The organism is Pseudomonas sp. FG13, assembly GCF_057809755.1.
Map to the genome: position 1 here is coordinate 18,512 of NZ_JBMDKO010000048.1, position 24,883 is coordinate 43,394.

At 62.5% G+C, this 24,883-nt stretch carries 23 protein-coding genes and 1 pseudogene; 12 read left to right on the forward strand and 12 right to left on the reverse strand.

All coding sequences use genetic code 11. From position 1 onward, the window contains the following. The first annotated feature begins 95 nt into the window (after positions 1-95). Positions 96-1,367 (forward strand): cytosine permease, encoded by a 1,272-nt coding sequence (gene codB / locus ACODTO_RS25095; protein ID WP_175363722.1) that lies wholly within the window; start codon positions 96-98, stop codon positions 1,365-1,367. A 14-nt stretch (positions 1,368-1,381) separates the two neighbouring features. Beyond that, on the forward strand, positions 1,382-2,629 hold the full coding sequence (gene codA, locus ACODTO_RS25100) for a cytosine deaminase (RefSeq protein WP_139644645.1): 1,248 nt from the start codon (positions 1,382-1,384) through the stop codon (positions 2,627-2,629). Between the two features lie 172 nt (positions 2,630-2,801). On the opposite strand, the gene ACODTO_RS25105 is transcribed toward codA, so the two are convergent. After that, complete coding sequence (locus ACODTO_RS25105; protein WP_489107225.1) at positions 2,802-3,791, reverse strand: diaminopimelate epimerase; 990 nt, start codon at positions 3,789-3,791, stop codon at positions 2,802-2,804. A 179-nt stretch (positions 3,792-3,970) separates the two neighbouring features. Between ACODTO_RS25105 and ACODTO_RS25110 the strand changes: the two genes are divergently transcribed. Then, positions 3,971-5,122, forward strand: coding sequence for an MFS transporter (locus ACODTO_RS25110; RefSeq protein WP_489107226.1), 1,152 nt, complete (start codon positions 3,971-3,973; stop codon positions 5,120-5,122). 336 nt (positions 5,123-5,458) lie between these two features. On the opposite strand, the gene ACODTO_RS25115 is transcribed toward ACODTO_RS25110, so the two are convergent. The 3 genes from ACODTO_RS25115 to ACODTO_RS25125 form a co-directional block, all read right to left on the reverse strand. Then, a complete protein-coding gene (locus tag ACODTO_RS25115) occupies positions 5,459-5,899 on the reverse strand; it encodes a carboxymuconolactone decarboxylase family protein (protein WP_041020941.1) in 441 nt (146 codons plus the stop codon). Positions 5,900-6,002: 103 nt separating this feature from the next. Continuing rightward, complete coding sequence (locus ACODTO_RS25120; protein ID WP_139644649.1) at positions 6,003-7,445, reverse strand: mechanosensitive ion channel family protein; 1,443 nt, start codon at positions 7,443-7,445, stop codon at positions 6,003-6,005. A gap of 172 nt (positions 7,446-7,617) precedes the next feature. Next, positions 7,618-8,484, reverse strand: a complete 867-nt coding sequence (locus ACODTO_RS25125; protein ID WP_139644651.1) for a pirin family protein — start codon at positions 8,482-8,484, stop codon at positions 7,618-7,620. A gap of 107 nt (positions 8,485-8,591) precedes the next feature. Here ACODTO_RS25125 and ACODTO_RS25130 point away from each other — a divergent pair, with 107 nt between their 5' ends. Then, positions 8,592-9,500, forward strand: coding sequence for a LysR family transcriptional regulator (locus ACODTO_RS25130; protein ID WP_175386785.1), 909 nt, complete (start codon positions 8,592-8,594; stop codon positions 9,498-9,500). A 112-nt stretch (positions 9,501-9,612) separates the two neighbouring features. Here ACODTO_RS25130 and ACODTO_RS25135 read toward each other — a convergent pair whose 3' ends face one another. The 4 genes from ACODTO_RS25135 to ACODTO_RS25150 all read right to left on the reverse strand — a co-directional run bounded on the left by ACODTO_RS25135 (position 9,613) and on the right by ACODTO_RS25150 (position 14,582). Continuing rightward, positions 9,613-10,227 carry a response regulator transcription factor gene (locus ACODTO_RS25135; RefSeq protein ID WP_139644702.1) on the reverse strand — a complete coding sequence of 205 codons (615 nt, stop codon included), beginning with the start codon at positions 10,225-10,227 and terminating at the stop codon, positions 9,613-9,615. Between the two features lie 113 nt (positions 10,228-10,340). Beyond that, positions 10,341-10,775, reverse strand: coding sequence for an ANTAR domain-containing protein (locus ACODTO_RS25140; RefSeq protein ID WP_175386780.1), 435 nt, complete (start codon positions 10,773-10,775; stop codon positions 10,341-10,343). 148 nt (positions 10,776-10,923) lie between these two features. Continuing rightward, positions 10,924-14,175, reverse strand: coding sequence for a transporter substrate-binding domain-containing protein (locus tag ACODTO_RS25145; RefSeq protein WP_489107227.1), 3,252 nt, complete (start codon positions 14,173-14,175; stop codon positions 10,924-10,926). Positions 14,176-14,279: 104 nt separating this feature from the next. Beyond that, complete coding sequence (locus tag ACODTO_RS25150) at positions 14,280-14,582, reverse strand: hypothetical protein (RefSeq protein ID WP_139644658.1); 303 nt, start codon at positions 14,580-14,582, stop codon at positions 14,280-14,282. A 166-nt stretch (positions 14,583-14,748) separates the two neighbouring features. On the opposite strand from ACODTO_RS25150, the gene tam reads away from it, so the two are divergent. From tam to ACODTO_RS25165, 3 genes are all read left to right on the forward strand, one after another. Next, entirely contained in the window at positions 14,749-15,531 is a 783-nt protein-coding gene (gene tam / locus ACODTO_RS25155; protein ID WP_139644660.1) for a trans-aconitate 2-methyltransferase, read from the forward strand. Positions 15,532-15,632: 101 nt separating this feature from the next. Further along, positions 15,633-16,433, forward strand: a complete 801-nt coding sequence (locus ACODTO_RS25160) for an SDR family oxidoreductase (RefSeq protein ID WP_489107228.1) — start codon at positions 15,633-15,635, stop codon at positions 16,431-16,433. After that, complete coding sequence (locus ACODTO_RS25165) at positions 16,426-18,249, forward strand: glycoside hydrolase family 15 protein (RefSeq protein ID WP_489107229.1); 1,824 nt, start codon at positions 16,426-16,428, stop codon at positions 18,247-18,249. Before ACODTO_RS25160 ends, ACODTO_RS25165 begins: the two co-directional genes overlap by 8 nt. A 178-nt stretch (positions 18,250-18,427) precedes the next feature. On the opposite strand, the gene ACODTO_RS25170 is transcribed toward ACODTO_RS25165, so the two are convergent. Further along, on the reverse strand, positions 18,428-18,787 hold the full coding sequence (locus ACODTO_RS25170; RefSeq protein ID WP_489107236.1) for a DUF6124 family protein: 360 nt from the start codon (positions 18,785-18,787) through the stop codon (positions 18,428-18,430). 437 nt (positions 18,788-19,224) lie between these two features. Between ACODTO_RS25170 and ACODTO_RS25175 the strand changes: the two genes are divergently transcribed. Together ACODTO_RS25175 and ACODTO_RS25180 are read left to right on the forward strand one after the other, a co-directional pair. Next, complete coding sequence (locus tag ACODTO_RS25175) at positions 19,225-19,602, forward strand: hypothetical protein (protein ID WP_489107230.1); 378 nt, start codon at positions 19,225-19,227, stop codon at positions 19,600-19,602. Positions 19,603-19,630: 28 nt separating this feature from the next. After that, positions 19,631-20,533, forward strand: a complete 903-nt coding sequence (locus ACODTO_RS25180; protein ID WP_489107231.1) for an alpha/beta fold hydrolase — start codon at positions 19,631-19,633, stop codon at positions 20,531-20,533. Here the strand turns inward: ACODTO_RS25180 and ACODTO_RS25185 are convergent. Continuing rightward, positions 20,502-21,494 (reverse strand): GlxA family transcriptional regulator, encoded by a 993-nt coding sequence (locus ACODTO_RS25185; protein ID WP_139644672.1) that lies wholly within the window; start codon positions 21,492-21,494, stop codon positions 20,502-20,504. The genes ACODTO_RS25180 and ACODTO_RS25185 overlap by 32 nt on opposite strands. A 98-nt stretch (positions 21,495-21,592) precedes the next feature. On the opposite strand from ACODTO_RS25185, the gene inhA reads away from it, so the two are divergent. Continuing rightward, positions 21,593-22,279, forward strand: coding sequence for an isonitrile hydratase (gene inhA, locus ACODTO_RS25190; RefSeq protein WP_489107232.1), 687 nt, complete (start codon positions 21,593-21,595; stop codon positions 22,277-22,279). Positions 22,280-22,340: 61 nt separating this feature from the next. Here inhA and ACODTO_RS25195 read toward each other — a convergent pair whose 3' ends face one another. Both ACODTO_RS25195 and ACODTO_RS25200 read right to left on the reverse strand, forming a co-directional pair. After that, on the reverse strand, positions 22,341-22,598 hold the full coding sequence (locus ACODTO_RS25195) for an Atu4866 domain-containing protein (RefSeq protein ID WP_489107233.1): 258 nt from the start codon (positions 22,596-22,598) through the stop codon (positions 22,341-22,343). A 28-nt stretch (positions 22,599-22,626) separates the two neighbouring features. Continuing rightward, positions 22,627-23,364 (reverse strand): SDR family oxidoreductase, encoded by a 738-nt coding sequence (locus ACODTO_RS25200; protein ID WP_175363709.1) that lies wholly within the window; start codon positions 23,362-23,364, stop codon positions 22,627-22,629. Positions 23,365-23,566: 202 nt separating this feature from the next. Between ACODTO_RS25200 and ACODTO_RS25205 the strand changes: the two genes are divergently transcribed. Together ACODTO_RS25205 and ACODTO_RS25210 are read left to right on the forward strand one after the other, a co-directional pair. Then, complete coding sequence (locus tag ACODTO_RS25205; protein ID WP_489107234.1) at positions 23,567-24,514, forward strand: AraC family transcriptional regulator; 948 nt, start codon at positions 23,567-23,569, stop codon at positions 24,512-24,514. A gap of 176 nt (positions 24,515-24,690) precedes the next feature. Then, a pseudogene (locus ACODTO_RS25210) lies at positions 24,691-24,883 on the forward strand (hypothetical protein); the annotation flags it as partial.

The following is a 24,883-nucleotide window of genomic DNA, read 5'->3' on the forward strand; positions in this document are numbered from 1 at the left end:
TTTCTCCGGATTGTCTATAAATAACCTCGCGATCATTCGCTTGGCACGACCGCTGCACGCTTGCGACATTTCCCCTCCTGCGCAAGGACCGCCACATGACTCAGAACGATCCAGGCAACGATTACCCGTTGAGCGAAGTCCCGATGCATGCCCGCAAGGGCCTGGCCTCCACGGCCATGGTGCTGCTGGGTTTCACCTTTTTCACCGCCACGATGTTTGCCGGCGGCAAGTTGGGAGTCGCGTTCGGTTTTGCCGAGATGCTCACCGTGATCGTGATCGGCAACCTGCTGCTGGGGCTCTATGCCGCGGGGCTGGGTTACATCGCGTTCAAGAGCGGGCTCAATTCGGTGCTGATGGGCCGGTTCTGTTTTGGTGAGGTCGGCAGCAAGCTCAGCGACCTGATCCTGGGGTTCACCCAGATCGGCTGGTACGCCTGGGGCACGGCGACCGCCGCGGTGGTGCTGGGTAAATACTTCGGGTTGAGCGAAGGCGCCGTGCTGGGGCTGATGGTGCTGTTCGGCCTGGGGTTCTGCGCCACGGCCTACGTCGGTTATCGCGGGTTGGAGATCCTTTCGTACATCGCCGTGCCGGCCATGATGTTGCTGCTGATGCTGTCAATGTGGGTCGCGACGGTGAAAGTCGGTGGTCTGGAGGGCCTGTTGGCGGTGGTGCCCACGGGCAGCCTCGATGGGTCCACCGCCATCACGCTGGTGTTCGGCACCTTCGTCAGCGGTGCCACCCAGGCGACCAACTGGACTCGGTTTTCCCGCTCGGCGAAAGTCGCGGTGCTGGCGAGCCTGATGGGTTTCTTTCTCGGCAATGGCCTGATGGTGTTGATTGGCGCTTACGGGGCCATCGTCTACCAGCAGCCGGACGTGGTTGAAGTGCTGCTGTTGCAGGGCTTCGCCATGGCAGCGATGGCGATGCTGCTGCTCAACATCTGGAGCACCCAGGACAACACCATCTACAACTTCGCCGTGGCCGGTTGCAACCTGCTGCGCACCCGGCGGCGCAAGACCGTCACCCTGGGCGGCGCCATGATCGGCACCCTGCTGGCGCTGCTGGGCATGTACGACATGCTGGTACCGTACCTGATCCTGCTGGGTACGGTGATCCCGCCCATTGGCGGCGTGATCATGGCGGATTTCTTCTTCCGCTGGCGCGGGCGTTATCCACGCCTGGCCGATGCACGGCTGCCCGCCTTCAACTGGCCGGGGTTGCTGGCTTATGGGCTCGGCACCGTCGCGGCGTTCAATTCGCCGTGGGTGGCACCGCTGGTAGGAATCGCCACTGGCGCGCTAACGTATGTGCTATTGATCGGCGTCATGGGTACCCGGACCACCAACGCGCCACTCCAAGACCTATAAAAAGGATTCGCCCGATGCACATCATCAACGCCCGCCTGCGCAACCGCGAAGGTTTGCATGAACTGCACCTGGAAAACGGCCTGATTGCCAGCATCGCCCGCCAGACCGAAGCCCCCAGCCTCGGCCCGCAGGACCTCGATGCCGGCGGCAACCTGGTGGTACCCCCTTTCGTCGAGCCGCACATTCACCTGGACGCTACCCTTACCGCCGGCGAGCCGCGCTGGAACATGAGCGGCACCTTGTTCGAAGGCATCGAGTGCTGGGGTGAGCGCAAGGCCACCATCACCGAAGAAGACACCCGGACCCGCGCGACGAAAACCATCCAGGCCCTCGCCGCCCATGGCATCCAGCACGTGCGCACCCACGTCGACGTCACCGACCCTGCACTCACCGCCCTCAAGGCCATGCTGGAAGTGCGCGAGCAAAACCGTCATCTGATCGACATGCAGATCGTCGCGTTTCCCCAGGAAGGCATCGAGTCCTACCGCAACGGCCGCGAGCTGATGGAAGAAGCCATTCGCATGGGCGCCGACGTGGTGGGCGGTATTCCGCACTTCGAATACACCCGCGACCAGGGTGTCAGCTCGGTGAAATTCCTGATGGACCTGGCCGAACGCACCGGCTGCCTGGTGGACGTGCATTGCGACGAAACCGACGACCCGCATTCACGCTTCCTTGAAGTGCTGGCCGAAGAAGCCCGCAGCCGCGACATGGGTGCCCGGGTCACCGCCAGCCACACCACGGCCATGGGTTCCTACGACAACGCCTACTGCGCCAAACTGTTTCGCCTGCTGGGGCACTCGGGCATCAGCTTCGTCTCCTGCCCCACCGAAAGCATCCACTTGCAGGGACGCTTCGACACCTTCCCCAAACGCCGCGGCGTCACCCGGGTCAATGAACTGCTGGAAGCCGGGATGAACGTGTGTTTCGGCCAGGACTCCATCGTCGACCCGTGGTATCCCCTGGGCAACGGCAACATCCTGCGGGTACTCGAAGCCGGCTTGCACATCTGCCACATGCTTGGCTATCGCAACCTGCAAAGCGCCCTCGACCTGGTCACCGACAACAGTGCCAAGGCCATGGCCCTGGGCGAACGCTACGGGCTGGAACCCGGCCGCCCGGCGAACCTGTTGATCCTGTCGGCGGACAGCGACTACGAAGTGATCCGCAGCCAGGGGCTGCCGCTCTACTCGATTCGCAACGGTGAAGTGCTGATGAAGCGACAGATGCCGGTGGTGGAGTTTGGGCCGCAATTGGGCTGAGCGAGCCGACGATAGCGGTCTGGCCGTTGACCGTGAGGTGGCTGGCCCGACGCTGTCGCGAGCAGGCTCGCTCCCACATTGGATCTTCAGCGGCCATACCTTTTGTGTCCGCCGCATCCCCCTGTGGGAGCGAGCCTGCTCGCGATAGCGTCATCAGCCGCACCGCAGGATGCTAAAGAAGCCGAGCCGTCCCAAACAAACTGACCCGCACCAGCTCCCCGCCCGCCTCTGTCAGCAGGATCGGCGCCGTCCCCCCCGGCATCACCACACTCACCGGCCCTGCTTTCACCCAACCCACCCGCCACGCGGCGCTGGCCACCGCACTGGCGCTGGTGCCGGAAGAAGCGGTCGGTCCTTCGCCCCGCTCAAACACGCGGGCGGCGATCCGTCCTTCGGCCTCGAGCCAGGCCCATTGCAGGTTCACCCCCGCCGGGCATGGAATCCCGGCGCCACCGGGCGCGGCATAAGCGATACGGGTCAAACTTTGGGAAAGTGCCGGGGCGCGCATCTGTGCATTGCTCGGCAGCGCTTCGGCGCTGTCCACCAACGTCACGCAATGGGGATTGCCCATGCTCACGAACTGACTGTTGCCCCACGCCGGGTTCAACGCATGAAGCCCCGCCACTCGGCTGACTTCACGCTGATTGAAGCGCACGCTTTCCGTCGTTTGGGCAGCGACGGCCAGCGGCCCGAACAGCGGTTGTCCCAGGTTCAGCCAGAAGCCCTGCGTGCCTTCGAACTCAGCGGCCCGAACCGACGTTTGCAGCGGCGACGAGCCTTCGTGTTTGTCGTGATGAACCTGCAACACACAGTCGTCCTCTCCCGGCATCAAGCCTTGCGCCTGCAGGGCATGGGAAAAAATCGTCAAGCCGTTGCCACTGCGCTCGGCCAGGGTACCGTCGGTGTTGACGATCAACACGTCGAAGGGCGGTTCGTCCTGGAACGGTCCGATCAGCAGCCCGTCGCTGCGATGAGCCTTGGCGCCCGGTGGTTTCTCACCCGGCGCCCAGGCGCAAAACCCATGCACCGCAGCCGCTGCCCAGGACTCACGGGCCTGTGCCGCCTGGGCCGCCGATGGCGGCAGGTCCACACCTTGGGCACGGACCTGTTGCGGTGAAACGACACCATAGATATTGCCGCGTGCATCATAGAACTGCGTCATGAATCGGGTCCGGAATCAGCCAGCAAGGGCGCCACTGTATGCTGCCCTGGCCCGTGGGAGCAAAGCTTGCTCGCGATGCAGCACCCTCGGTCGGCACCTAGAGGTCGCCGTGAGGTCAGTGGATATGCCAGCATAGGGTTCCCACCTGCATCACAGCATCGCAAAACCAAGGACGATTCATGACTGCCATCACGCCCCCACCCACGTTTGTTCCCGGACGCCTGGAACAGATGTCCACCCGCATCGCCTATCTCATCGCCGGCGTCGGCATTGCCGCCTGGGCGCCACTGGTGCCTTACGCCAAGGTGCGGGCGAACCTGGATGAAGGCACCCTCGGCCTGCTGCTGTTGTGCCTGGGGGTAGGGTCGATCCTGGCGATGCCGATTTCCGGCGCACTGGCGGCGCGGCTTGGCTGCCGGCGGGTGTTGAGCGGTGGCACACTCCTGATCTGCCTGGCGTTGCCTTTGCTGGCGACGATGAGCACGTTACCCTGGCTGGTGGCCGCGTTGTTCCTGTTCGGCGCCGGGCTCGGTACGGTGGACTCGACCGTGAACCTGCAAGCGGTGATCGTCGAGCGGGCCAGTGGCAAGACCATGATGTCGGGCTTCCATGGCATGTTCAGCCTCGGCGGGATCATTGGCGCGGCCGGCGTCAGCGCCTTGCTCGGCCTCGGGCTGTCGCCACTGGGCGCGACGCTGGTGGTCAACGGGCTGCTGCTGGTGGCGCTGTTCAAGGCGGCGCCGCACTTGCTGCCTTACGGCAGTGAAAGCTCGGGCCCGGCGTTCGCCGTTCCCCACGGCGTGGTGTTGTTTATCGGCATCCTGTGCTTCATCGTGTTCCTCGCCGAAGGGGCGGTGTTGGACTGGAGCGCAGTGTTCCTCGCCTCCGAGCGCGGGGTCGAGACCGCCTACGCCGGGCTGGGTTATGCCGCATTCGCGCTGACCATGACCGTCGGCCGCCTGACCGGCGATGCGGTGGTGCATCGCCTGGGCGCCCGACGGGTGATCATCTATGGCGGCACCACGGCCGCACTCGGTTTCCTGCTGGCCACCCTGGCGCCGATGTGGCAGGCGGCGCTGTTGGGTTACGCGTTGGTGGGAGCTGGCTGTTCGAACATCGTGCCGGTGTTGTACACCGCCGTCGGCAAGCAGACCTTGATGCCCGAAGCGATTGCCGTGCCGGCCATCACCACTATCGGCTACGCCGGCATCCTCGCCGGTCCGGCGCTGATCGGGTTTATTGCCCATGGCAGCAGCCTGAGCGTGGCCTTCGGACTGTTGGCGTTGTCGCTGGTGGGGGTGGCGGCCAGTGGAAAGATCCTGAAAGTCTGAATGTCACCGAAGCCTTTGTGGCGCCCCGTCGGTCTTCGCCCCGATGGCCACCCACTGCAATGTCGCGCGGCTGTCCGGTGCAGATAGGCTCGTGCTGCTCGCCCCCCCGGAAGGCGTGGTATCAACCGCTATCGAAGTCGACTGATGCAACGCCTTCGCAAGCAGGCTCGCTCCCACCTTGGATTCGGGTGTACGCGGCATTTGCATACGCCACCTGCCCCTGTGGAAGCCGGGCTTGCCGGCGAAGACGGCTGCACATTCAACATCTTTGTAACAGACACTTCACTTTCGCGAGCAAGCAGGCTCCCAAAGGTATTTCGAGCGTCTATGGACGCTTCACGCCTCGGGCATCTTACGGAAGCCCACTGCCAGGCGGTTCCAGCCGTTGATGGCGTTGATGGCGACGGTCAGGTCGACCATTTCCTTGGGGTTGAAATGCTCGTTCAGCAGTTCATAGTCGGCGTCCGGCGCATGGGTGTCGCTCAGGCGGGTCAGGGCTTCGGTCCAGGCCAGCGCGGCGCGCTCGCGAGGGGTGAAGAACGGAGCTTCGCGCCAAGCGGTCACGGCGTACAGGCGACGCTCCGTCTCGCCGTCCTTGCGGGCATCGGCGGTGTGCATGTCGATGCAGAAGGCACAGCCGTTGATTTGTGAGGAACGCAGCTTGACCAGTTCGAGCAGGGACTTCTCCAGGCCCAGTTTCATGACAGCGTTCTCCAGGGCCAGCATGGCTTTGAAGGCGTCGGGGGAAGCAGTGTAGAAATCGATACGCGGTTGCATGGTGTGCTCCAGAACAATGGGGTGTGGCGCTACGTTAGCCCCAGGCTGGCGCGGTACAAATAGCCAATTATTGGGAAGTTCGAGTGACCAATGGGCAGGTTGTTCAGGCCCGGCTGCGCAACCAGTGCAGGAAGCGTTTCTTGGCCACCGGCTTGGGAGCTTCGCGGATCAGGTTCTGGGCGAGGTTCATCCGTACATCCAACAGGTTCTTCATGGCGTCGTTGATGTCGTGACGGGCGTCGAGGCAAGGCTTGAGGTAGTCCTTCTCGATGCGATAAAGGGTGCAGAACGTCTTGGCCGAAAAGTTTGCCAGCGCGGCCAGGTCGGAAATGATGCCGGCTTCGCCAATCACTTCCCCCGGCCCCATGCGCCCACCTTCGAACACTTGGCCGTTGCGCACCATGGTCACGCTGACCACGCCGGACTCGATGATGAACAAATGATCGCTGACCTCGCCGGCCGGCAGAATCATCTCCCCCGCGCGAAAGGTCTGCAGGGTCATGTTCTGGCTGAAGGTCTCTTTCTCTTCCTGGCGCAACGTCGAGAAAATGCTCGAGCTGTCCAGCAACGCCCGGGGTCGTGACGAACCGCTGGCCGAGGCGCTTTCGCTGTCGGACAGGAGACTGATCCCCGACGCCCGCAGGTGCCGGAACGCCAGGTCGAAGAGTTGATTGCGGACCTCGCGCTTCTGGGCTCGCGTGGCAACGAAACCGCTGATTTCATATTCCGCCCCGGCGCTGCTGGAACTTTTCAGCGTTACGCAAGGGGCCGGGACAGCGAGCAAGGCGCGGCAGCCGATCATGGCGCGCTCCAGCGCCTCGATCACTTTCTGTGGCCGGGCGTGGGGGCTGATCTGAACGCTGATGGCCAACCCGTGCACATCGCTGGGCCGGCTGAAGTTGATGACCTTGGCCTTGGCCGCCAACGAGTTGGGAATCACCGCCATGCTGCCCTGGGCGGTCTGCAAACGCGTGGCACGCCAGTCGATGTCGGTGACCCGGCCCTCGGTGCCGTCGATGGAGATCCAGTCATCGAGCTGATAAGGCTTGGTGGTGTTAAGCACGATGCCGGAGAACACGTCGCTGAGGGTGCTTTGCAAGGCCAGGCCGACGATGATCGCCATCGCGCCGGACGTCGCCAGCACCCCCTTGACCGGCAGATCCAGGACATAGGCCAGCGCGGCAATCACGGCGATCAGGAAGATCACCGCACCGAGCAGATCCTGCAACAGCCGCCCGGTATGACCGACCCGTTGCATCATCGCCGCGCCGATCAGCACCGTCAGGGTCCGTGCAGCGAACAGCCACCAGGCGATCTGCAAACCGGTGGCCGCCAGGTGCCGCGGTACATCGTCGACCCACTGTGCCGGCTCCATGGGGTTGAGGCCTTCATTGAACAGCAGCATGCTGAACAATGAAAAAATCACCAGCCGCCCGCCTATTTTCCAATAGGACCGCTGCGCATTGACCAGTCGCCACAACAGCATGTCGAGCACAAGCAGCACCAGGGCGCAGAGCAGCGGGTGATTGGTGATCAGAGACAGCATGGGACAGCTCCAGGAAGGCCATTGGCGAGAAGATTGGCACAGATGAACACGCCGTGGAATCAGCACACCCCATGTGGGATCGAGCCTGCTCGCGATGTCGGTTGATCCGTCAACGCTTCAGCAACTGGCGGACCGCTATCGCGAGCAGGCTCGCTCCCACAGGGAACAGCAATCAAGCGTCCATCTGGCCGAACCGTCCGGAGTGGAAATCGTTGAAGGCCTGGTGGATTTCCTGCTCGCTGTTCATCACGAACGGGCCATGGCCGACGATGGGTTCGTCGATGGGCTCGCCGCTGAGCAACAGCACCACTGCGTCGTTATTGGCGTGCAGGGTCAACTGGTCGCCGGCCCGGTCGAACAGCGCCAGTTGCCCGGCCTCGATCCGCTCGCGGCCGTTGGCCTGGACTGTGCCATGTAACACCACCAGGGCCGTGTTGCGGCCTTCGTGCAGGTCGAGGGTCAGGCTCTTGCCGGCGTTCAAGCGGATATCCCAGACATCGATGGGTGTGAAGGTCTTCGCCGGGCCTTGTTGCCCCTCGAAGGTCCCGGCGATCAGGCGCAGTCTGCCGGCGTCGTCCTTCAGTTCAATGTTCGGAATGTCATTCTTGAGCAGCGTCTGGTAGCCGGCCGGGGCCATCTTGTCCTTGGCGGGCAAGTTGACCCATAGCTGAACCATTTCCATGAACCCACCCTGGCGGGCGAAGGCTTCGGAATGAAACTCTTCATGGATGATCCCGGAAGCGGCGGTCATCCATTGCACGTCGCCCGGACCGATCTTGCCGCCGCTGCCGGTGGAATCCCGGTGTTCCAGTTCGCCCTGGTAAACGATGGTCACAGTTTCGAAGCCCCGATGCGGGTGCTGGCCGACACCGCGACGCTCAGTGGTGGGGGTGAATTCGTTTGGGGCCGCGTGGTCCAGCAGCAGGAACGGGCTGATGTGCTTGCCCAGATTGTCGTAGGAAAACAGCGTGCGTACCGGGAAGCCGTCGCCGACCCAATGGGGCCGCGGGCTGGTGTAGAGGCCAATGAGCTTTTTCATGCTGCGTCTCCCAATCAGGTGTTGCGATTCGATGGGTACAGATTAAAACTGAGACCTTTGGTGCACTAGACTGCAAAAATCGGCCTTAGCGTTCTATCTGGAGAACGATCATCGAAGACCTGAACACGCTGTATTACTTCACCCAGGTGGTCGAACACCACGGTTTCGCTGCTGCCGGCCGGGCGCTGGACATGCCCAAGTCCAAGCTCAGCCGACGCATCGCACAACTGGAGGAGCGCCTGGGCGTGCGGCTGATCCATCGCACCAGCCGGCATTGTTCGTTGACGGAAATCGGTCAGGCCTATTACCAGCGTTGCCTGGCGATGCGGGTCGAGGCCGAGAGCGCCGCCGAAGTAATCGAACGCAACCGCTCCGAACCCCAGGGGCTGGTGCGCATCAGTTGTCCGACGGCGTTGCTCAACAGCTGGGTCGGACCGATGCTGACCCGCTACATGATCCGTTACCCACGGGTGGAGTTGTTCATCGAGAGCACTAACCGCCGGGTCGACCTGATTCACGAAGGGTTCGATATCGCCTTGCGGGTGCGCTTCCCGCCGCTGGAGGACACCGACATGGTGATGAAAGTGCTGGGCAAGAGCACCCAATGCCTGGTGGGCAGCCCGATTTTTCGGGAGCGCCTGTCCTCCCCAGCGTCCCCGGCCGATCTCAACGGTTTGCCCAGCCTGCACTGGGGGGCGGCGCAACGGGAATATCAATGGGAGTTGTCGGGGCCGGACGGCGCCAGCGCGCTGATCCGCCACGCGCCACGCATGGTCACCGACGATTTGCTGGTCCTGCGCCAGGCGGCCCTGGCGGGAATCGGCATTGCCCACCTGCCCCACGTGCTGGTCCGCGATGACCTGGCGGCTGGGCAACTGGTGGAGTTGGTACCGGGCTGGGCACCGAAATGCGGGATCGTCCACGCGATCTTCGCGTCACGCCGCGGGTTGTTGCCGTCGGTGCGGACGTTGATCGATTTTCTGGCCGAGGAATTCAGCCAGAGTGATATGGCGTAGCGCAGCTTCATGTGGGAGCGAGCCTGCTCGCGATGCGGTCAGCACGGTCTATTCGCGGACCGCATTATCGTTCATCGCGAGCAGGCTCGCTCCCACAGGGAGAAGCCAAGGCTCAGAGGTGATTGCGCTTGGCGAAATCCGACAAGCCCACCAGGGTCTTCAGGCCAAGCTTTTCCAGCAGCCGGGTCTTGTAGGTACTCACGGTTTTCGGGCTCAGGTACAGGGATTCGGCGACATCCTTGCCACGCATGCCCATGGACAGCATTCGCAGGATGGATAATTCGCGGGTTGAAAGGCTTTCCAGGGCCTGCTGTTCGGTGCGCTGCTGGAAATCCAGCCTGACGGGCATCTGGGGAAAATAGGAATAACCGGACTTCAAGGCATGAATGGCCTTGGTCAGCTCCTTCAGGTCGCTTTTCTTGGTCACGAAGCCCCTGGCCCCAGCCGAGATGCAGCGGTTGCAGAAGTGTTGCGCATCCTGGGACGTAAACACCAGCACGCCGCACTCGGGGTGCTGGGCCATGATCCAGACCAGCAAGTCCAGGCCATCGAAACCGTTCATCACCAGATCCAGGATCACCAGCTCCGGCGTACGCTCCTTGATCAGGGCCCTGGCATCGAGCACGCCATTGGCGTCCCTGATCTGGGTAAACCCTTCGTTCTGGCAAATCAGCCGCAATGCCCCCCGTATGACAGGGTGGTCATCCACGATCAACACGTCTTTCAAGGCAACTCCCCAGATGAATACAAACAACGCCGATGCCATGCTGCAGCGGACTCTTGCACAAGCGACAGGCCGGGCCACCTGTCAGGTCTGACAGTGCCGACCAATGGTCAGGATCAACCGCCGTGGCTGTGCCTGAGGGGACGACTCCAGGGACGGGGCACCTCACACTCCGCCGGATCGACCCGTGTCATCAGGCGCGCCAGCGCCGCGAGATCAGGCAGCGGCGCAGGATGCAATTGCACGCTTGCCCGCCGCGCGACAGGGACCGACAGAAGGCCGGCCTGCTGCGCGTTGTAGATCATTCCATGGCGCACCTGCGGGTTATCGAGGAAGAAACCCAGCAGGTCCAGAGCCCCTTCCGCCAGGCAGGCATCGACGACCAGCAGGTCGAACGGCTCGATGCCGAACGCCATCAAGGTCATCAGCTCCTGCGCACTGCTCACGGGCGCAATCCGGAAATAGCCCTGTTGGTTGAACAGATACTCAAGCTTCATTCGATGAGAATGGTCTGTATCGGCAATCATGATACGTAGTGCTTTATTCGGCATGACGGGCATCCCAATGACAACGCGACGGGTGTGAACCGACTCGTAAACGTTAAGGGGCGTCAGGCTAGAGGAAGCTTTTGAGGGGCGCTGTAGGACGAGTCCTAAAAACAGTCGGAAAAAGCCCTCCTCGACACTCGGTTGTAGGAAGTCATTCCCGTGGGTGGTCAGGGGAAGCAAGCGCCCTCGTCACATGGCTCTCCAATTGTTCGGTGAGCAGATCCATGGCCTGGCGCAGGTCACCCACCGCGTTGGCAAGCGACACGCCGTCGGCGCTTCGGCAGGCGTTCTCCAGCGCCTCACAGGCAGCGACCAGGCCTTGCGCCTGGATGATCCGCGCACCGCCCTTGATCCGGTGCGCCAGGTCCGCGAGTCCGGATACATCGTGTCGGGTGAACATGTCGATGAGTCGCACCTTGTCGCCGGCATTGGCGTTAACCAGTTCGTTCAGCAGCTTTTTGATCGAGACGGTGTCGCCCCCGGTCAGTTGTTCGAGGCTGGTCAGGTCGAAATTGCCGGTCGACGCAACGGCGCTCTCCTCGTCAGGCGGCGCGCTGAGCGACCCCAGGCGTGCCTGCAGCTCCTTGAGGCCGATAGGCTTGAACAAGCAGTCGTCCATTCCGGCGTCGATGCAGCGATCCTTTTCCTCGGGCTGGGCATTGGCCGTGAACCCAAGGATCACCCCCCGCGACAGCCCTTGGGCCCGCTCTTCGTCGCGAATGGTACGAGCCAGTTCATAGCCGCTCATCAATGGCATGTTGCAGTCGGTGATCACCGCATCGAAATGTGCCGCGCGCCAGGCCTGCAATCCCTGCACACCGTCCCCGGCCTCCTGGACCCGGTGCCCCAGGTAACTCAGCTGTCGGGACAACAGCAGGCGATTGGCCGGATGGTCATCGATTACCAGGATGTCCAGGGCCTGGGCCGGCACCGGCGCCTCGACCTCGGCCGCTGGTGCTTGCACCTGGGCGTCGAGCACGGGCAGGCGCAGCAGGATCTCGATCTGCGTGCCCGCCCCTGGCACACTGCTCAACGCCAGGGTGCCACCCATCATTTCGCACAGGGTGCGGCTGATCACCAGCCCCAGCCCGGAACCGCTTCGCGCGGACTGGCGATTATTGTCGGCTTGGATGAAGGGGCTGAACAGGCGTTGCTGGTCCTGCAGGGAAATCCCGCTGCCGGTGTCTTCGACCCGCAGGCGAATGCCCAGGCGGTTGTCGTCAGGGCCCGGGACAGCTTGCGCGCTCAGGCGTACCTGGCCTTGATCGGTGAATTTGATCGCGTTGCTCAGCAGGTTCGACACGATCTGCTTGAAGCGCAAGGGATCGATCAGGACATCCTTATCAATCGCCGCGTCCAGATCCAGTTGCAGGCTCAGGTGTTTCTGCCGGGCCAGACCTTCGAACATCCGCGCCACAGACTCGACCAACTGCGCCAGGTTGGCCCGCTCCGGTGCCAGGGACAATCGCCCCGACTCGATACGAGCAATGTCCAGGATGTCACCGATCAAACCGAGCAACCCCTGGGCCGCATCGGAAGCGACTTCGATGGCAACCCGGTCCACGATGCCCTGGTCGGCTTTTTTCAGGGCCAGTTCCAACATGCCGATCAACGCATTCATCGGCGTGCGGATTTCGTGGCTCATGGTCGCCACGAAGGTGGTCTTGGCCCGATTGGCGTCGTCGGCGCTTTCCTTGGCGACACGTAGCTGCTCCAGCAGCCGACGCAAGTAAACGACCCAGCCCAGGGTCAGCAGCAGCGACAGCGCGGCGATGGTAAACCCCTGGATGATGGTGGTGCGGTTACGCAGCCAGTAGCTGTCGTCGATCACCACTTCACTGCGCCAGCGATTGGTCAGCTCGTCCATTTCTTCGGGGGAGATGCTCAGCAGTGCCTTGTCCAGAATCGAATGCAGCTCCAGTGCATCCCGCCGGGTCGCCAGGGCCACACGCGCCGGCAAGGTGCCCACGGTGCTGGTGATCTGCAGCCTGTCACGGTACTGCCGCGAAATCAGGTAACGGGCGCTGATCAGCGAATTGACCGCGCCGTCCACCGTGCCGGCGGCGACCATGGCCATGACATCGGCGGTGTCTTGCGCCGGAACCCACTGCACGCGGGGGTACTGCTCCAGCAGGTACTCACGCAACACATTGCTCCGCGCCAGCGCCAGTCGCTTGTCGTCCATCTGGTCCAGGGTCAGAGGGACCTTGGCCTGGCGCGGCGTCACCAACACGAATGGCGTGCTCAGGTACGGTCGGGTAAAGCGCAAGACATCCTCGAACTCAGGGGTCACCGGCGCCGCCGCCAGGACATCGGCCTGGCCGCTCCTGACCTGCTCGATCAGGCCATCAAGCGAACTGCCCCGCTGGAGATTGAACTTCAGGCCGGTACGCAAGCTGATCCTGGCCAGCACATCGGCGCTGATACCGCGAACATGGTCCTGGTCATCGACGAACGTCAGCGGTGGGAAATGTTCGTTGACGGCCACCGTGATCCGCGGATGCGCATCCAGCCAACGCTGTTCATTGACGCTGAAATGCAGCGCCTGCTGCCCCGGCATGCTGGCGCCACCAGCACTCCAGCGCCGCAGGATGCTCATGCGTTCACCGGTAGGGATTGCTTGCAGGGCGGCATCGACGATGCGCAACAAGCGCGGATTGTCACGTTTGATCGCGAAGGCGAACGGCTGCACCTCCATGCGGGAAAAATCCGCCAGTTGGATATTGTTCAGGTAGTTCTTGCTGATCAGGTAGTTGGCACTGATCGAATCCCCCAGGTAGGCATCGGCCTGACCGAACGCCACTGCGCCAATGGCACTCAAGGTCGAGGGATACAACTGCAAGGTGGCATCGGGATAGAACGCCTCGACCTTGGCCGGCGGCAAATAGTGGTACAGCATCGCCAACCGTTTGCCCGCCAGGTCCGGGGGCAAGTCCTGGCTGTCATCAATGCGCGCCACGAGGGTGGGCAAGTCATCGGCGTACGCCTGGGACATGATCAATTCCGGGTCATCGGCTTCGAAGCCGTTGGCGGTACCCAGCAAGTCGATCTCACCGCTGTGCAGCGCCTGGAGCGATTCGGTACGGGACGGGTACCGCCGCACTTGCACCTCGACCTGCAGCAACTGCCCGAGCAACTGGACATAGTCGGCGGTCAGCCCCTCATAATCGTTGCCATTACCGGTGATGCTGAACGGTGAGTAATCCGGTGCCGAGGCGCCGACCCACAACCTGCCCTTCTGCCGTAACCAGCCCCGGTCGGCCTCATCCAGGGACACTGAATAGTCATCCACATGGGAGCGCCCGAGCACGTGCAGCGATTCGGGGGCTGCGCCAACCTGTGGCGCCACACTCAATGAGCCCAGCAACAGCGCCACCAGGCCCGTGCGTAGAAGCAGCATCATCTGAATCAGGTTTTTCGCCTGGCGAAGTCGGCCCCGACACCTATTGTTTTCATATCGGGTCAGGGGAAGCGGCTGATAGGTTCAGACCCGCGTTCGGTTCCCGGTCAGGTCGGCGCCGGAATCTTGCTCGCTGCGATGGCGAGGTCAATCAACGCCTGCCTGTCATCGGCGTCCACATCGTGATCACCATCGATATCGCCATGCGCCGAAACCTTGTCGAACGGCCCTCCTGGCGTCGTCCTGAAGACACGCACGCTGTAGGACGAGATGATCGAGTCGCGGAACTCGTTGTCAGGGTCGTCATCGACGAAGCCAACCATACGCGTCACGAAATCGATCTCTACCGCACGGTAGATCTGGCCGGTTTTCTCGGTCAATGTAATCAGGATGCCCTTGCTGGTTTCCATTCAATGACTCCTTTACGGATGCCCTTATGTCATTGAGCAATGTATTCCGGGTCAACCGGCCTGTCTGCTGTAAGAACTAACAGGTGCGCGCCTCATCCCCCTTGGCCTTTATACTGCCGCGACCCGATTCGATCCGCCGCCCTTCGATCCGACAAAGGAGAACGCCATGAGCTGGTCCGCCCGGCAATACGTCACGTTTGAACAGGAACGCACCCGCCCTGCCCGGGACCTGCTGGCCGCCATTCCTCCTTTGGAAGCGCGCTCGGTGATCGACCTGGGTTGCGGCCCCGGCAACTCCACGGAACTGTTGGTGGAGCATTTCAACGGGGCAACGGTGCGCGGCCTGGACAGTTCCGGCGACATGGTCGACGCGGCTCGCCAGCGCCTGCCCGCCGTGGCGTTCGACATCGCCGATATCGGCCAATGGGACGAGCCCGGGCCATTCGATGTGATCTTCGCCAACGCCGTGCTGCAATGGCTGCCCGACCACGCCAGCCTGCTGCCGTCGCTGGTGAACAAACTCGCGCCGGGCGGCACCTTGGCGATCCAGATGCCCGACACGCTCCATCAGCCGTCCCACCGCTTGATGCGCGATATTGCCGCCAGCGGTCCCTGGGCCCACCTATTGGCCGGGGCGGCCGATACCCGCACGGAAGTGGCCGACGCCAGCACGTATTATTCGATCCTGAAGCCCCATTGCAGCCGCGTCGATGTATGGCGCACCACCTACCATCACCCATTGGCCGGCGGCGCCGCGGGTGTGGTGGAGTGGTTCAAGGGCAGCGGTTTGCGGCCGTTTCTCGACCCATTGGACGAGGGGCAGCGTGCGCAGTACCTGGAGCAGTACCTCCGCGCCATCGAACAGGCCTACCCGGCCCTGGACGATGGTACGGTGCTGCTACCGTTTCCACGGGTGTTCATGGTTGCGACGCGCGAGGAAGCCGCGTAGGGGGCAAGCCCGGAGGAACATGAAGACCGCCTCCCCCAACTGAACTCTGCAGGCCCCGCGCCAGTCAGCAGGTAAGGCCCTCAGTTCAAGGTGCTAAGCCCATGCAGATTTCCCTCGCGCAACAAGTTGCCCTCGTCACCGGCGCCAGCTCCGGCATCGGCGCGGGCTCGGCCAGGGCTCTGGCCGCCGCCGGTGCCGCCGTGGTGCTCAATTACCATTCCAACGCGGCCTCGGCCGAAGCGCTGGCCCACGAGATCAATGAGAACGGCGGACGCGCCATCGCCCTCGGCGCCGATGTGTCCCAGGAACCAGAGGTCGAGCGGCTGTTCACCCAGACTCTGGAGGCTTTCGGTACGCTGGACATCCTGGTCGCCAACTCCGGCCTGCAAAAAGACGCCGCCGCCGTCGACATGAGCCTGGACGACTGGAATACCGTGATCGGCGTCAACCTCACCGGCCAGTTCCTCTGCGCCCGTGCCGCGCTGCGGATCTTCAACCGCCAGGGCATTCGCCAGGGCGTTTCCCGGGCAGCCGGAAAAATCATCCACATGAGTTCGGTCCACCAGCGCATCCCCTGGGCAGGGCACGTCAACTACGCGGCGTCCAAGGGCGGCATCGACCTGTTGATGCAGAGCCTGGCCCAGGAAACCAGTCACCAGCGCATCCGCATCAACAGCATCGCCCCTGGCGCCATCCGCACCGCCATCAACCGTGAGGTCACCGAAGACGAACAGGGGCAAAAGCTGCTGGAGCTGATTCCTTACGGGCGCATTGGCGACGTCGAGGATGTTGCCAACGCAGTGGTCTGGCTGGCGTCGGACCTTTCCGATTATGTGGTAGGCACCACGCTGTTCATCGATGGCGGGATGAGCCTTTATCCGGGGTTTCGCGACAATGGCTGACCATGACGAACCACAGAGCCCCATTGAAAACCACGGCATCATCGGCGACATGCGCAGTGCCGCGCTGGTCAACGACCGGGGAAGCGTCGACTTTTTCTGCTGGCCGGAATTCGACAGCCCCTCGATCTTCTGTTCATTACTGGACACCCCGCAGGCGGGCGTTTTCCAGATCTGCCCCGACCTGCCGGACGCCCGGCGCCAGCAGATCTACCTGCCCGATACCAACGTGCTGCAAACCCGCTGGCTGAGCGACGGCGTGGTGGTGGAAATCACCGACCTGTTGCCCATCGGCGACACCGAGGATGACTTGCCGGTGCTGATGCGCAAGGTGCACATGGCGGTCGGCCACGCGACGTTTCGCATGCGCTGCGCGGTGCGCCATGACTACGCCCGGGCGACCACCACCGCGCATCTGGAAGGCGCCCACGTGTGCTTCAAGGCGCAGGGGCAACCGAGCCTGCGCCTGCGTTCAGACCAGGCCATGACCCTGGACGGCAACGCGGCGGTGGCTGAATTCACCCTGCAGGAAGGCCATAGCGCCGAGTTCCTGTTGGGGGACATCGACGACCCCAGGCTTCAGGACAATGTCAGCGCGATATGCCTGGAACGGACGTTAGCGTTCTGGCGAGGTTGGATCGGCCAGTCCAATTACCGGGGGCGCTGGCGAGAAACGGTCAACCGCTCCGCCCTCGCGCTGAAGCTGCTGACCTCGCGCAAACACGGCGCCATCCTGGCTGCCGCCACCTTCGGCCTGCCGGAAACACGCGGCGGCGAGCGCAACTGGGATTACCGCTACACCTGGATCCGCGACGCCTCGTTCACCGTCTACGCGTTCATGCGCCTGGGCTTCGTCGAAGAGGCTAACGCCTACATGCGCTGGATGCGCAGCCGGGTCAGCGATTGCTGCGCACAGCCGGTCAAACTCAACATCCTGTACGGCCTCGACGGCAGGCAGGAATTGCCGGAAACCGAGCTGACGCACCTGAGCGGCTTCGGAAATGCGCAGCCGGTGCGCATCGGCAACCTGGCCTACGAGCAAGTGCAACTGGACATCTACGGCGAATTGATGGACGCGGTGTACCTGGTCAACAAGTACGGCGAAGCCATTTCCCACCAGGGTTGGAAACACACCGTCGACGTGATCGACCAAGTGTGCGAAATCTGGCAGGACCAGGATGTGGGGATCTGGGAAATGCGCGGCGATAAACAGGATTTCCTGCATTCGCGCCTCATGTGCTGGGTGGCCGTCGACCGTGCCATCCGTCTCGCTGGCAAACGCTCCCTGCCCGCGCCGTTCAGCCGCTGGGACGAGACTCGCCAGGCCATCTACAAAGACATCTGGACCCGTTTCTGGAACGAGGAACGCCAGCATTTCGTCCAGCGCCTGGGCAGCACCGCCCTTGATGGCTCGATGCTGTTGATGCCGCTGGTGCGCTTTGTCAGCGCCCAGGACCCACGTTGGCTGTCCACCCTCGACGCCATCGAAAAGCATCTGGTGCGTGATGGTATGGTGTATCGCTACCGCAACGACGCTGACCCCATCGATGGCCTCAGCGGCACCGAGGGTTCGTTCGTTGCCTGCTCGTTCTGGTACGTCGAATGCCTGGCCCGTGCCGGCCGTGTGGAAAAAGCCCAACTGGAATTCGAACAATTGCTGCGCTACGCCAATCCGCTGGGCCTATACGCCGAAGAGTTCGACGGCCACGGTTATCACCTGGGCAACACACCACAGGCCCTGAGCCATCTGGCGTTGATCAGCGCGGCGAGTTTCCTGGATCGCAAGTTGAGTGGGGAGAAGAACAACTGGCAGCCATGAGCCAGACTGACGCCACCCTCGAGTGAACACCGCCTTGTGGCGAGGGGATTTATCCCCGCTGGGCAGCGCAGCAGCCCCAAAACTGCCAGTTCGGTGTGTCAGCTTGATCGGGGTGAGCCTGATGTGGGCTGCTACGCAGCCCAGCGGGGATAAATCCCCTCGCCACAAAAGCGATATGTCAGGCCGCTGGCTCGATGTCATCCAGCGCACGATTGGCCAGCAACGTACCCAACTCAATCAACTGCTGAATACCCAACGCCACATGCCGCCGGGACCCTTCCAGTTCGAACGCCAGGTCATTGGCCATCGCATTGGCCGACGCCAGGGTTTCGCTGAGGCTGGTCAACACCGATTCGGTATTGATGCCCGGAACCACCGAAAAGACCTGGCCGTCGTGGGTGTCGGATTTAGCTTCGGTTGTTGGAGAGAGATGCACGCTCAGCGCACGATCGGCGGCCTCACGAAGTTTTCTTGAATCAAGGTTTGTGTAGGCAGAGAGATTTTCGGCCTTGGGCGGATTGGGGGTAATTTTGACCACTGTGAAACTCCATTCAAATGTGGAGCTCGCCATTTCCGCGACCAAGCAGAGGGTGGCGAACTGTACGCAGGTTGGTCGACCAGGGAATGGAAACCCGGCAGGGCCCGAAGCCCTCCCACGCACAGCCAGCCATAAAGCAGACAGCCGCTTGCGCGGCATTGTGCGCCATTCTAAACCCGGACGACCAAGCCCGGTCGCTGATTTTGCAGCGACCGGCAGAGCCTATCTCCACTGCTTCCTAACCGACAACCGCCGCGACTCGTCAGAAATTTCTTGTTCCCGAACTTTTCTGTAGGAACACACAAGTACCAGGGGCATTCGGCCCATTCATCGTCATGGGGCCTTTCAGGTTGCCAGTCCCCCAAACCCCTCCTAAGATCGATGCTCTCACGGGTGCAGCGGAGCTGCCCGATAAAAACCCGACTCAAGGATCAGGCATGACCTACGTGAAACGCACCATCGACACCCCGCCCCGTACCGGCCTGACCCGGGAAGACCTCTGGGAAGGCCAGGACAAGGGCTTGATCAAGTGTTGGGAAATCGGCCGCGACCGGGCGACGAAATTCCCGGAGCTGGCGCAACGTTGCCGGGCCGGTGAGTTGCCGGTGCTGGGTTGGAAAGGCGGGGTCAGCCGCAGCCTGAAGAAAAGCGAAAAATTCGGCTGTCTAAAATACCTCGCCCAATGGCAAGGCTTGCGCGGTGAAGACCTGGACATCGACTTGTCCCAGGAACGCACACTGACCTGCACCAGCACGAAGATGATCGTGACGTTCACGCCAGATCGGGCCAAATACGTGAATCAGGAACCCGCCTGAGCGCAACCGGGCGCTGCCGGAGGCCGACATGAACCAGGATCCCAAGATCAGTTTCGCAGTAACGCCACTGCTGCGCATCGCCTATGAAGAGCACGGTCCCGCCAGCGGCGAGCCGGTCATTCTGCTGCACGGCTTTCCTTATGATCCCAGGGCCTTCGATGAAGTCGCGCCGGTCTTGGCCCTGCGTGGCTACCGGGTCATCGTGCCCTACCTGCGCGGCTATGGCCCGACCCGGTTCAACAACCCGGCGATCATGCGTTCCGGCCAGCAAGCCGCGCTGGCCCAGGACCTGTTGGACATGATGCATGCACTCAACATCCCCCAGGCAGCGCTATGCGGCTACGACTGGGGCGGCCGAGCGGCGTGCATCGTGGCGGCGCTGTGGCCCGAGCGCGTGCGCTGCCTGGTCACCGGCGATGGCTACAACCTGCAGGATATTCCCCGGTCAACCCAACCGCTGGACCCGCAGACGGAACATCGCTTGTGGTACCAGTATTATTTCCATACCGCCCGGGGCGTGGAAGGCCTGAGGCAGAACCGACGTGAGTTGTGTGAGTGGCTCTGGCGCCTGTGGTCACCGACCTGGAAGCGCGGCGCAGAGCTGTATCCACTCAGCGCGCCCTCTTTCGACAACCCGGACTTCGTCGACGTGGTGATTCATTCCTACCGCCATCGGTTCCTGTACGCGCCGGGGGATCCGACCCTTGAATGGATGGAGGAACAGCTCACGGCGCAACCGGACATCAGCGTGCCCAGTATTTCCCTGTGCGGAGCCGACGACGGCGTGGGACCAGCCCCTGAACAGGATGAAGACGCCAGGCACTTCAGCGGTCCGTACGAGCGTCGACTGCTGAGCGGCGTGGGTCACAACATTCCCCAAGAGGCCCCCGAGGCCACGATCAAGGCACTGCTGGATCTGCTTGAAGGCTGACAGCGAAACGCTCGCGATACGCCTGGGGCGTCACCCCCATGGCCCGCAGGAAACTGCGGCGCAGGGTTTCTTCACTGCCGAAGCCACATTGCACTGCCACCCGCTTGATCGGCACGCCGGTGTCGGACAACAGGCGGCGGGCGGTTTCCACACGAATCAATTCCACCGCCCGCGCCGGGGTCTGGCCGGTCTCGGCGCGATAGTGACGGACAAAACTGCGTTCGCTCATGCCCGCCTGGGCAGCCAGGTTGGGCAGGCCCAGGTCCTGGGTGAGGTTTTCGGCGATCCAGGCGTGCAGTTCGTCAAAACGGCTGCCCTGATTCTGTAGCGACAAGGTCACGCTGAACTGCGATTGCCCGCCCGGCCGCTTGAGGAACACCACCAACTGCCGGGCGACCTCCAGGGCCACGGCGCGACCCAGGTCGTCTTCCACCAGCGCCAGGGCCAGGTCGATGCCCGCCGTCACCCCGGCCGAGGTCCAGACCGGGCCATCGTTGATGAAAATCGGATTGGGCTCGACACGTAGTTGCGGATGCTGCTCGGCCAGTTGTTCGCAACGCGTCCAGTGGGTAACCACCCGACGCCCGTCCAGCCAACCGCTGGCGGCCAGCAGGAACGCCCCGGTGCACACCGAGGCCACTCGCCGCGAACGCTGGCCTTGGTCTTTGACCCAGGCCACCAGCGTCGGGTCCTTCGCCGCCTCGTACACACCCCAGCCGCCAGCGATCAACAAGGTGTCGCTGCCTTCGGTCGGCAACGGCTCGGCCATCAACGCCAAACCCGCCGAAGACACCACCGCGCCACCGCCGGCGGCGATCACCGTCGGCGCGTACGGCAATGGCAGGCCTCGCTGACGGGCCATATCGTTGGCCGAAGCAAATACCTGCAAAGGCCCGGTGACATCGAGCACTTGCACGTTGGCAAAAGCCAGTACATGAACGGTTTTCGGTGGATTGGGCATGTTGGCGTAATTCGTGGGCTTATTGGCGTATGCGCCAGAGCCTACGGACCTAAAGTAGAACCGTCCACCCCCCGGGCATTATCCAAAGGAGAAGCGCCATGACATTGCAGATCGGTTTGCTGTTATTCCCCCAGGTCCAACAGCTGGACCTTACCGGCCCTTATGACGTGTTGGCCTCGTTGCCGGACGTAAAGGTACACCTGATCTGGAAAGACCTGGTGCCGGTCACCTCCAGCACCGGGCTGGTGTTGTTGCCCACCACCACGTTCGAAGACTGCCCGAAGCTGGACGTGATCTGCGTCCCCGGTGGCAGTGGCGTTGGCCCGTTGATGGAAGACGAGCAGACGCTGGCGTTCATCAAGCGCCAGGCCAGCCAAGCGCAATACATCACGTCAGTGTGCACGGGGGCGCTGGTGCTCGGTGCGGCGGGCCTGTTGCAAGGGAAACGAGCCACCACCCATTGGGCCTACCACAGTTTGCTGTCCACCCTGGGCGCAACCCCGATCAAGGACCGCGTAGTGCGTGACGGCAAATTGATCACCGGTGGCGGTATCACCGCCGGAATCGATTTTGCCTTGACCCTGGCGGCTGAATTGTTCGATCAGGACACCGCCGAACTGGTCCAGCTGCAACTCGAATATGCCCCGGCCCCACCCTTCGACGCCGGCTGCCCGGACACCGCGCCAGCGCAAATACTGGAGGAAGCCAAACGGCGCGCGGCGGAGTCGTTCCGGGTACGCTCGCAGATCACCCAGCGTGCTGCGGCGCGGTTGGAATTGGCGTAACGATCGGTAAAACCTGTGGCGAGGGGATTCATTCCCTCGCCACCCCATATCGCCGTGTGCCTCACTCCTCCTGGCGATACAAGACCATCCCTGCGTGATAAAGCACGCCATCACGAAAATCCCCGTCGGCGGTAAACCCGGTGTCGTCGTGGTACTCGATATGATCGTCCTGCAACCAATAGTCGCCCTGGTATGCACGCTCACGCGAACCTCGCGCTTCGTCATAACGTCCCCCCGGCAGCAGCCGATGGCGGATCACGCCATCGGCCGTCACCCACAGGCCGACAAATTTGTCCTGGTCACCCGATGTTTTTCTCATGGGAGCATCTCCTGTCGGTCTGGTCGATTCAGAATGGGCTGGCGGTTGGCCGGACGATCAGTTCGCTGACGTCCACATCCGCTGGTTGCTCGATGGCATAGGCAATTGCCCGGGCAATGGCCTCGGCGGGTATGGCGATCCTGCGGAACTCGCGCATTTCGGCGCGTCCCCCTTCATCGGAAATACTCTCGGCCAGTTCCGATTCGGTCACGCCGGGCGCAATCACCGTCACCCGCACATCACCGCCGACCTCCTGGCGCAACCCTTCGGAAATGGCCCGCACGGCATACTTGGTGGCGCAATACACAGCGGCGGTGGGGCTGACGGCGTAGGCCCCAATGGACGCAATGTTGATGAACTGGCCGCTGCGCTGACGCTGCATCAATGGCAGGCCGGCCGCGATGCCATGAAGCACCCCACGGATGTTGACGTCGATCATCCGATCCCACTCGTCGACTTTCAGCGCCTCAAGTTTGGAGAGCGGCATGACGCCGGCGTTGTTGATGATCACATCCACCTTGCCGAAACGCTCGACGGCGAAGTCGATCAGGCTCTGGACATCGTCGCGACGGGTCACGTCTACGGCCTTGCAGACCGCCTGCTGGCCAGAGGCTTCGAGCTCCTGGACCAGCGCTTGCAGACGATCGACGCGCCGCGCGCCAAGTACAACACGGGCACCGCGAGCGGCCAGCAGACGTGCTGCGGCTTCGCCAATCCCGCTGCTGGCACCGGTAATCACGACTACTTTGTTTTGGATATCGGACATGATGGTTTCCTCGTCTGGGTGTGTTCGCCCCCTAAGGGAGCGTTTTGACAGGTCCAGATTAAGGAGGCAGCCGATGGCGGGGTTAGCCGGATCCTCCTGCGCGCTTGCACGATCCTGTAGCGATAGAACCGACTATGGCTGCCGGCCGCGCAATAGGTTCTACTAGCGCGATCCATTTATTTGGCCAGGGAGATTGATTGGCATGTCGGTATCCACGTCCATACAGATTGCGCCAGACGACAGCGTCAACCAGCGCCGCGCCGAGCTGGCGGCGCTGATGAAACGTTTTGCGCCAAAAAATGGGGTATTCCCCACGGCCATCGGCACCTTGAACCTGATTCGCAGCGACCAGCCAACCGATGCCCTGCATGTCGTGCACAAGCCGGGCCTGTGCGTGATCATCGAGGGGAGCAAGGAAGTACGGCTGGCGGATGAGTGCTACGTCTATGATCCACTCAATTACCTGGTGGTCTCGGTCACACTGCCACTGGCCGGACAGGTCATCGAAGCCAGCCCCGAGCGTCCTTACCTGTGCATTCGCCTGGACATCGAGCCGGCACAGATCTGCCGCCTGATCGCAGACGCCAGCCCTATTGGAGTACCCGCTCAACAGGCCGGCCGTGGGCTGTTCCTGGACCGCATTGATGCGCCGCTACTCGACGCGGTGTTGCGCCTGCTGCGATTGCTGGAGAGTCCAGACGACATAGCCACCTTGGCTCCTCTGGCCCAGCAGGAGATTTTCTACCGTCTGCTGCGCGGCGCTCAAGGCCAGCGCTTGCATGAGATCGCCATCCCGGACACCCAGGCCCATCGCATCAGTCGCGCCATCGAGTGGCTCAATACTCATTACACCGAGCCGCTGAGCATCGATAGCTTGGCGCAAATGATCAATCTCAGCCCTTCGGCGCTGCATCATCGCTTCAAAGCCGTCACCGCCATGAGCCCGTTGCAGTATCAGAAACAACTGCGCTTGCAGGAAGCACGGCGGTTGCTGTTGGAGAAAAACAGCGACGTTTCGTCAATCGGCTACAAGATGGGCTATGAAAGCCCGTCGCAGTTCAGCCGGGAGTACAGCCGTCTATTTGGCGCATCTCCGAGCAAGGACATCGCTCGCCTGCGAGCCCAGGCGCAGCAAGCCAGCAGCGCCTGATTCCGACACACAAACAGGATCAGGCAAATCCAGGACAGTATCCGTCTAACGATCACCCCTTCCCCGTCCCTAATCTGAACCCATGCAGCAAGACCACCGTCGCGCTGCAACGGGTTCAGCAGATGACGACATCTGAATGACCCGGCACTCAACCTTGATATGACCGGAGTCTTACCATGAAAACTTTCAGCACCTTGTTCGCCGCTACCGCCTTCGCCCTGAGCACCAGTGCCTTCGCCTTGCCGAGCCAGCAACCGGACCATTTCTTTACCCAGGCTTCGGACTACCGGCAGACGATGGCTGCTGATGGCGCGGAACGCACTCCAGGGGGCCAGGCTCTGGCGGCCGATGGCGCAGAACGCACTCCAG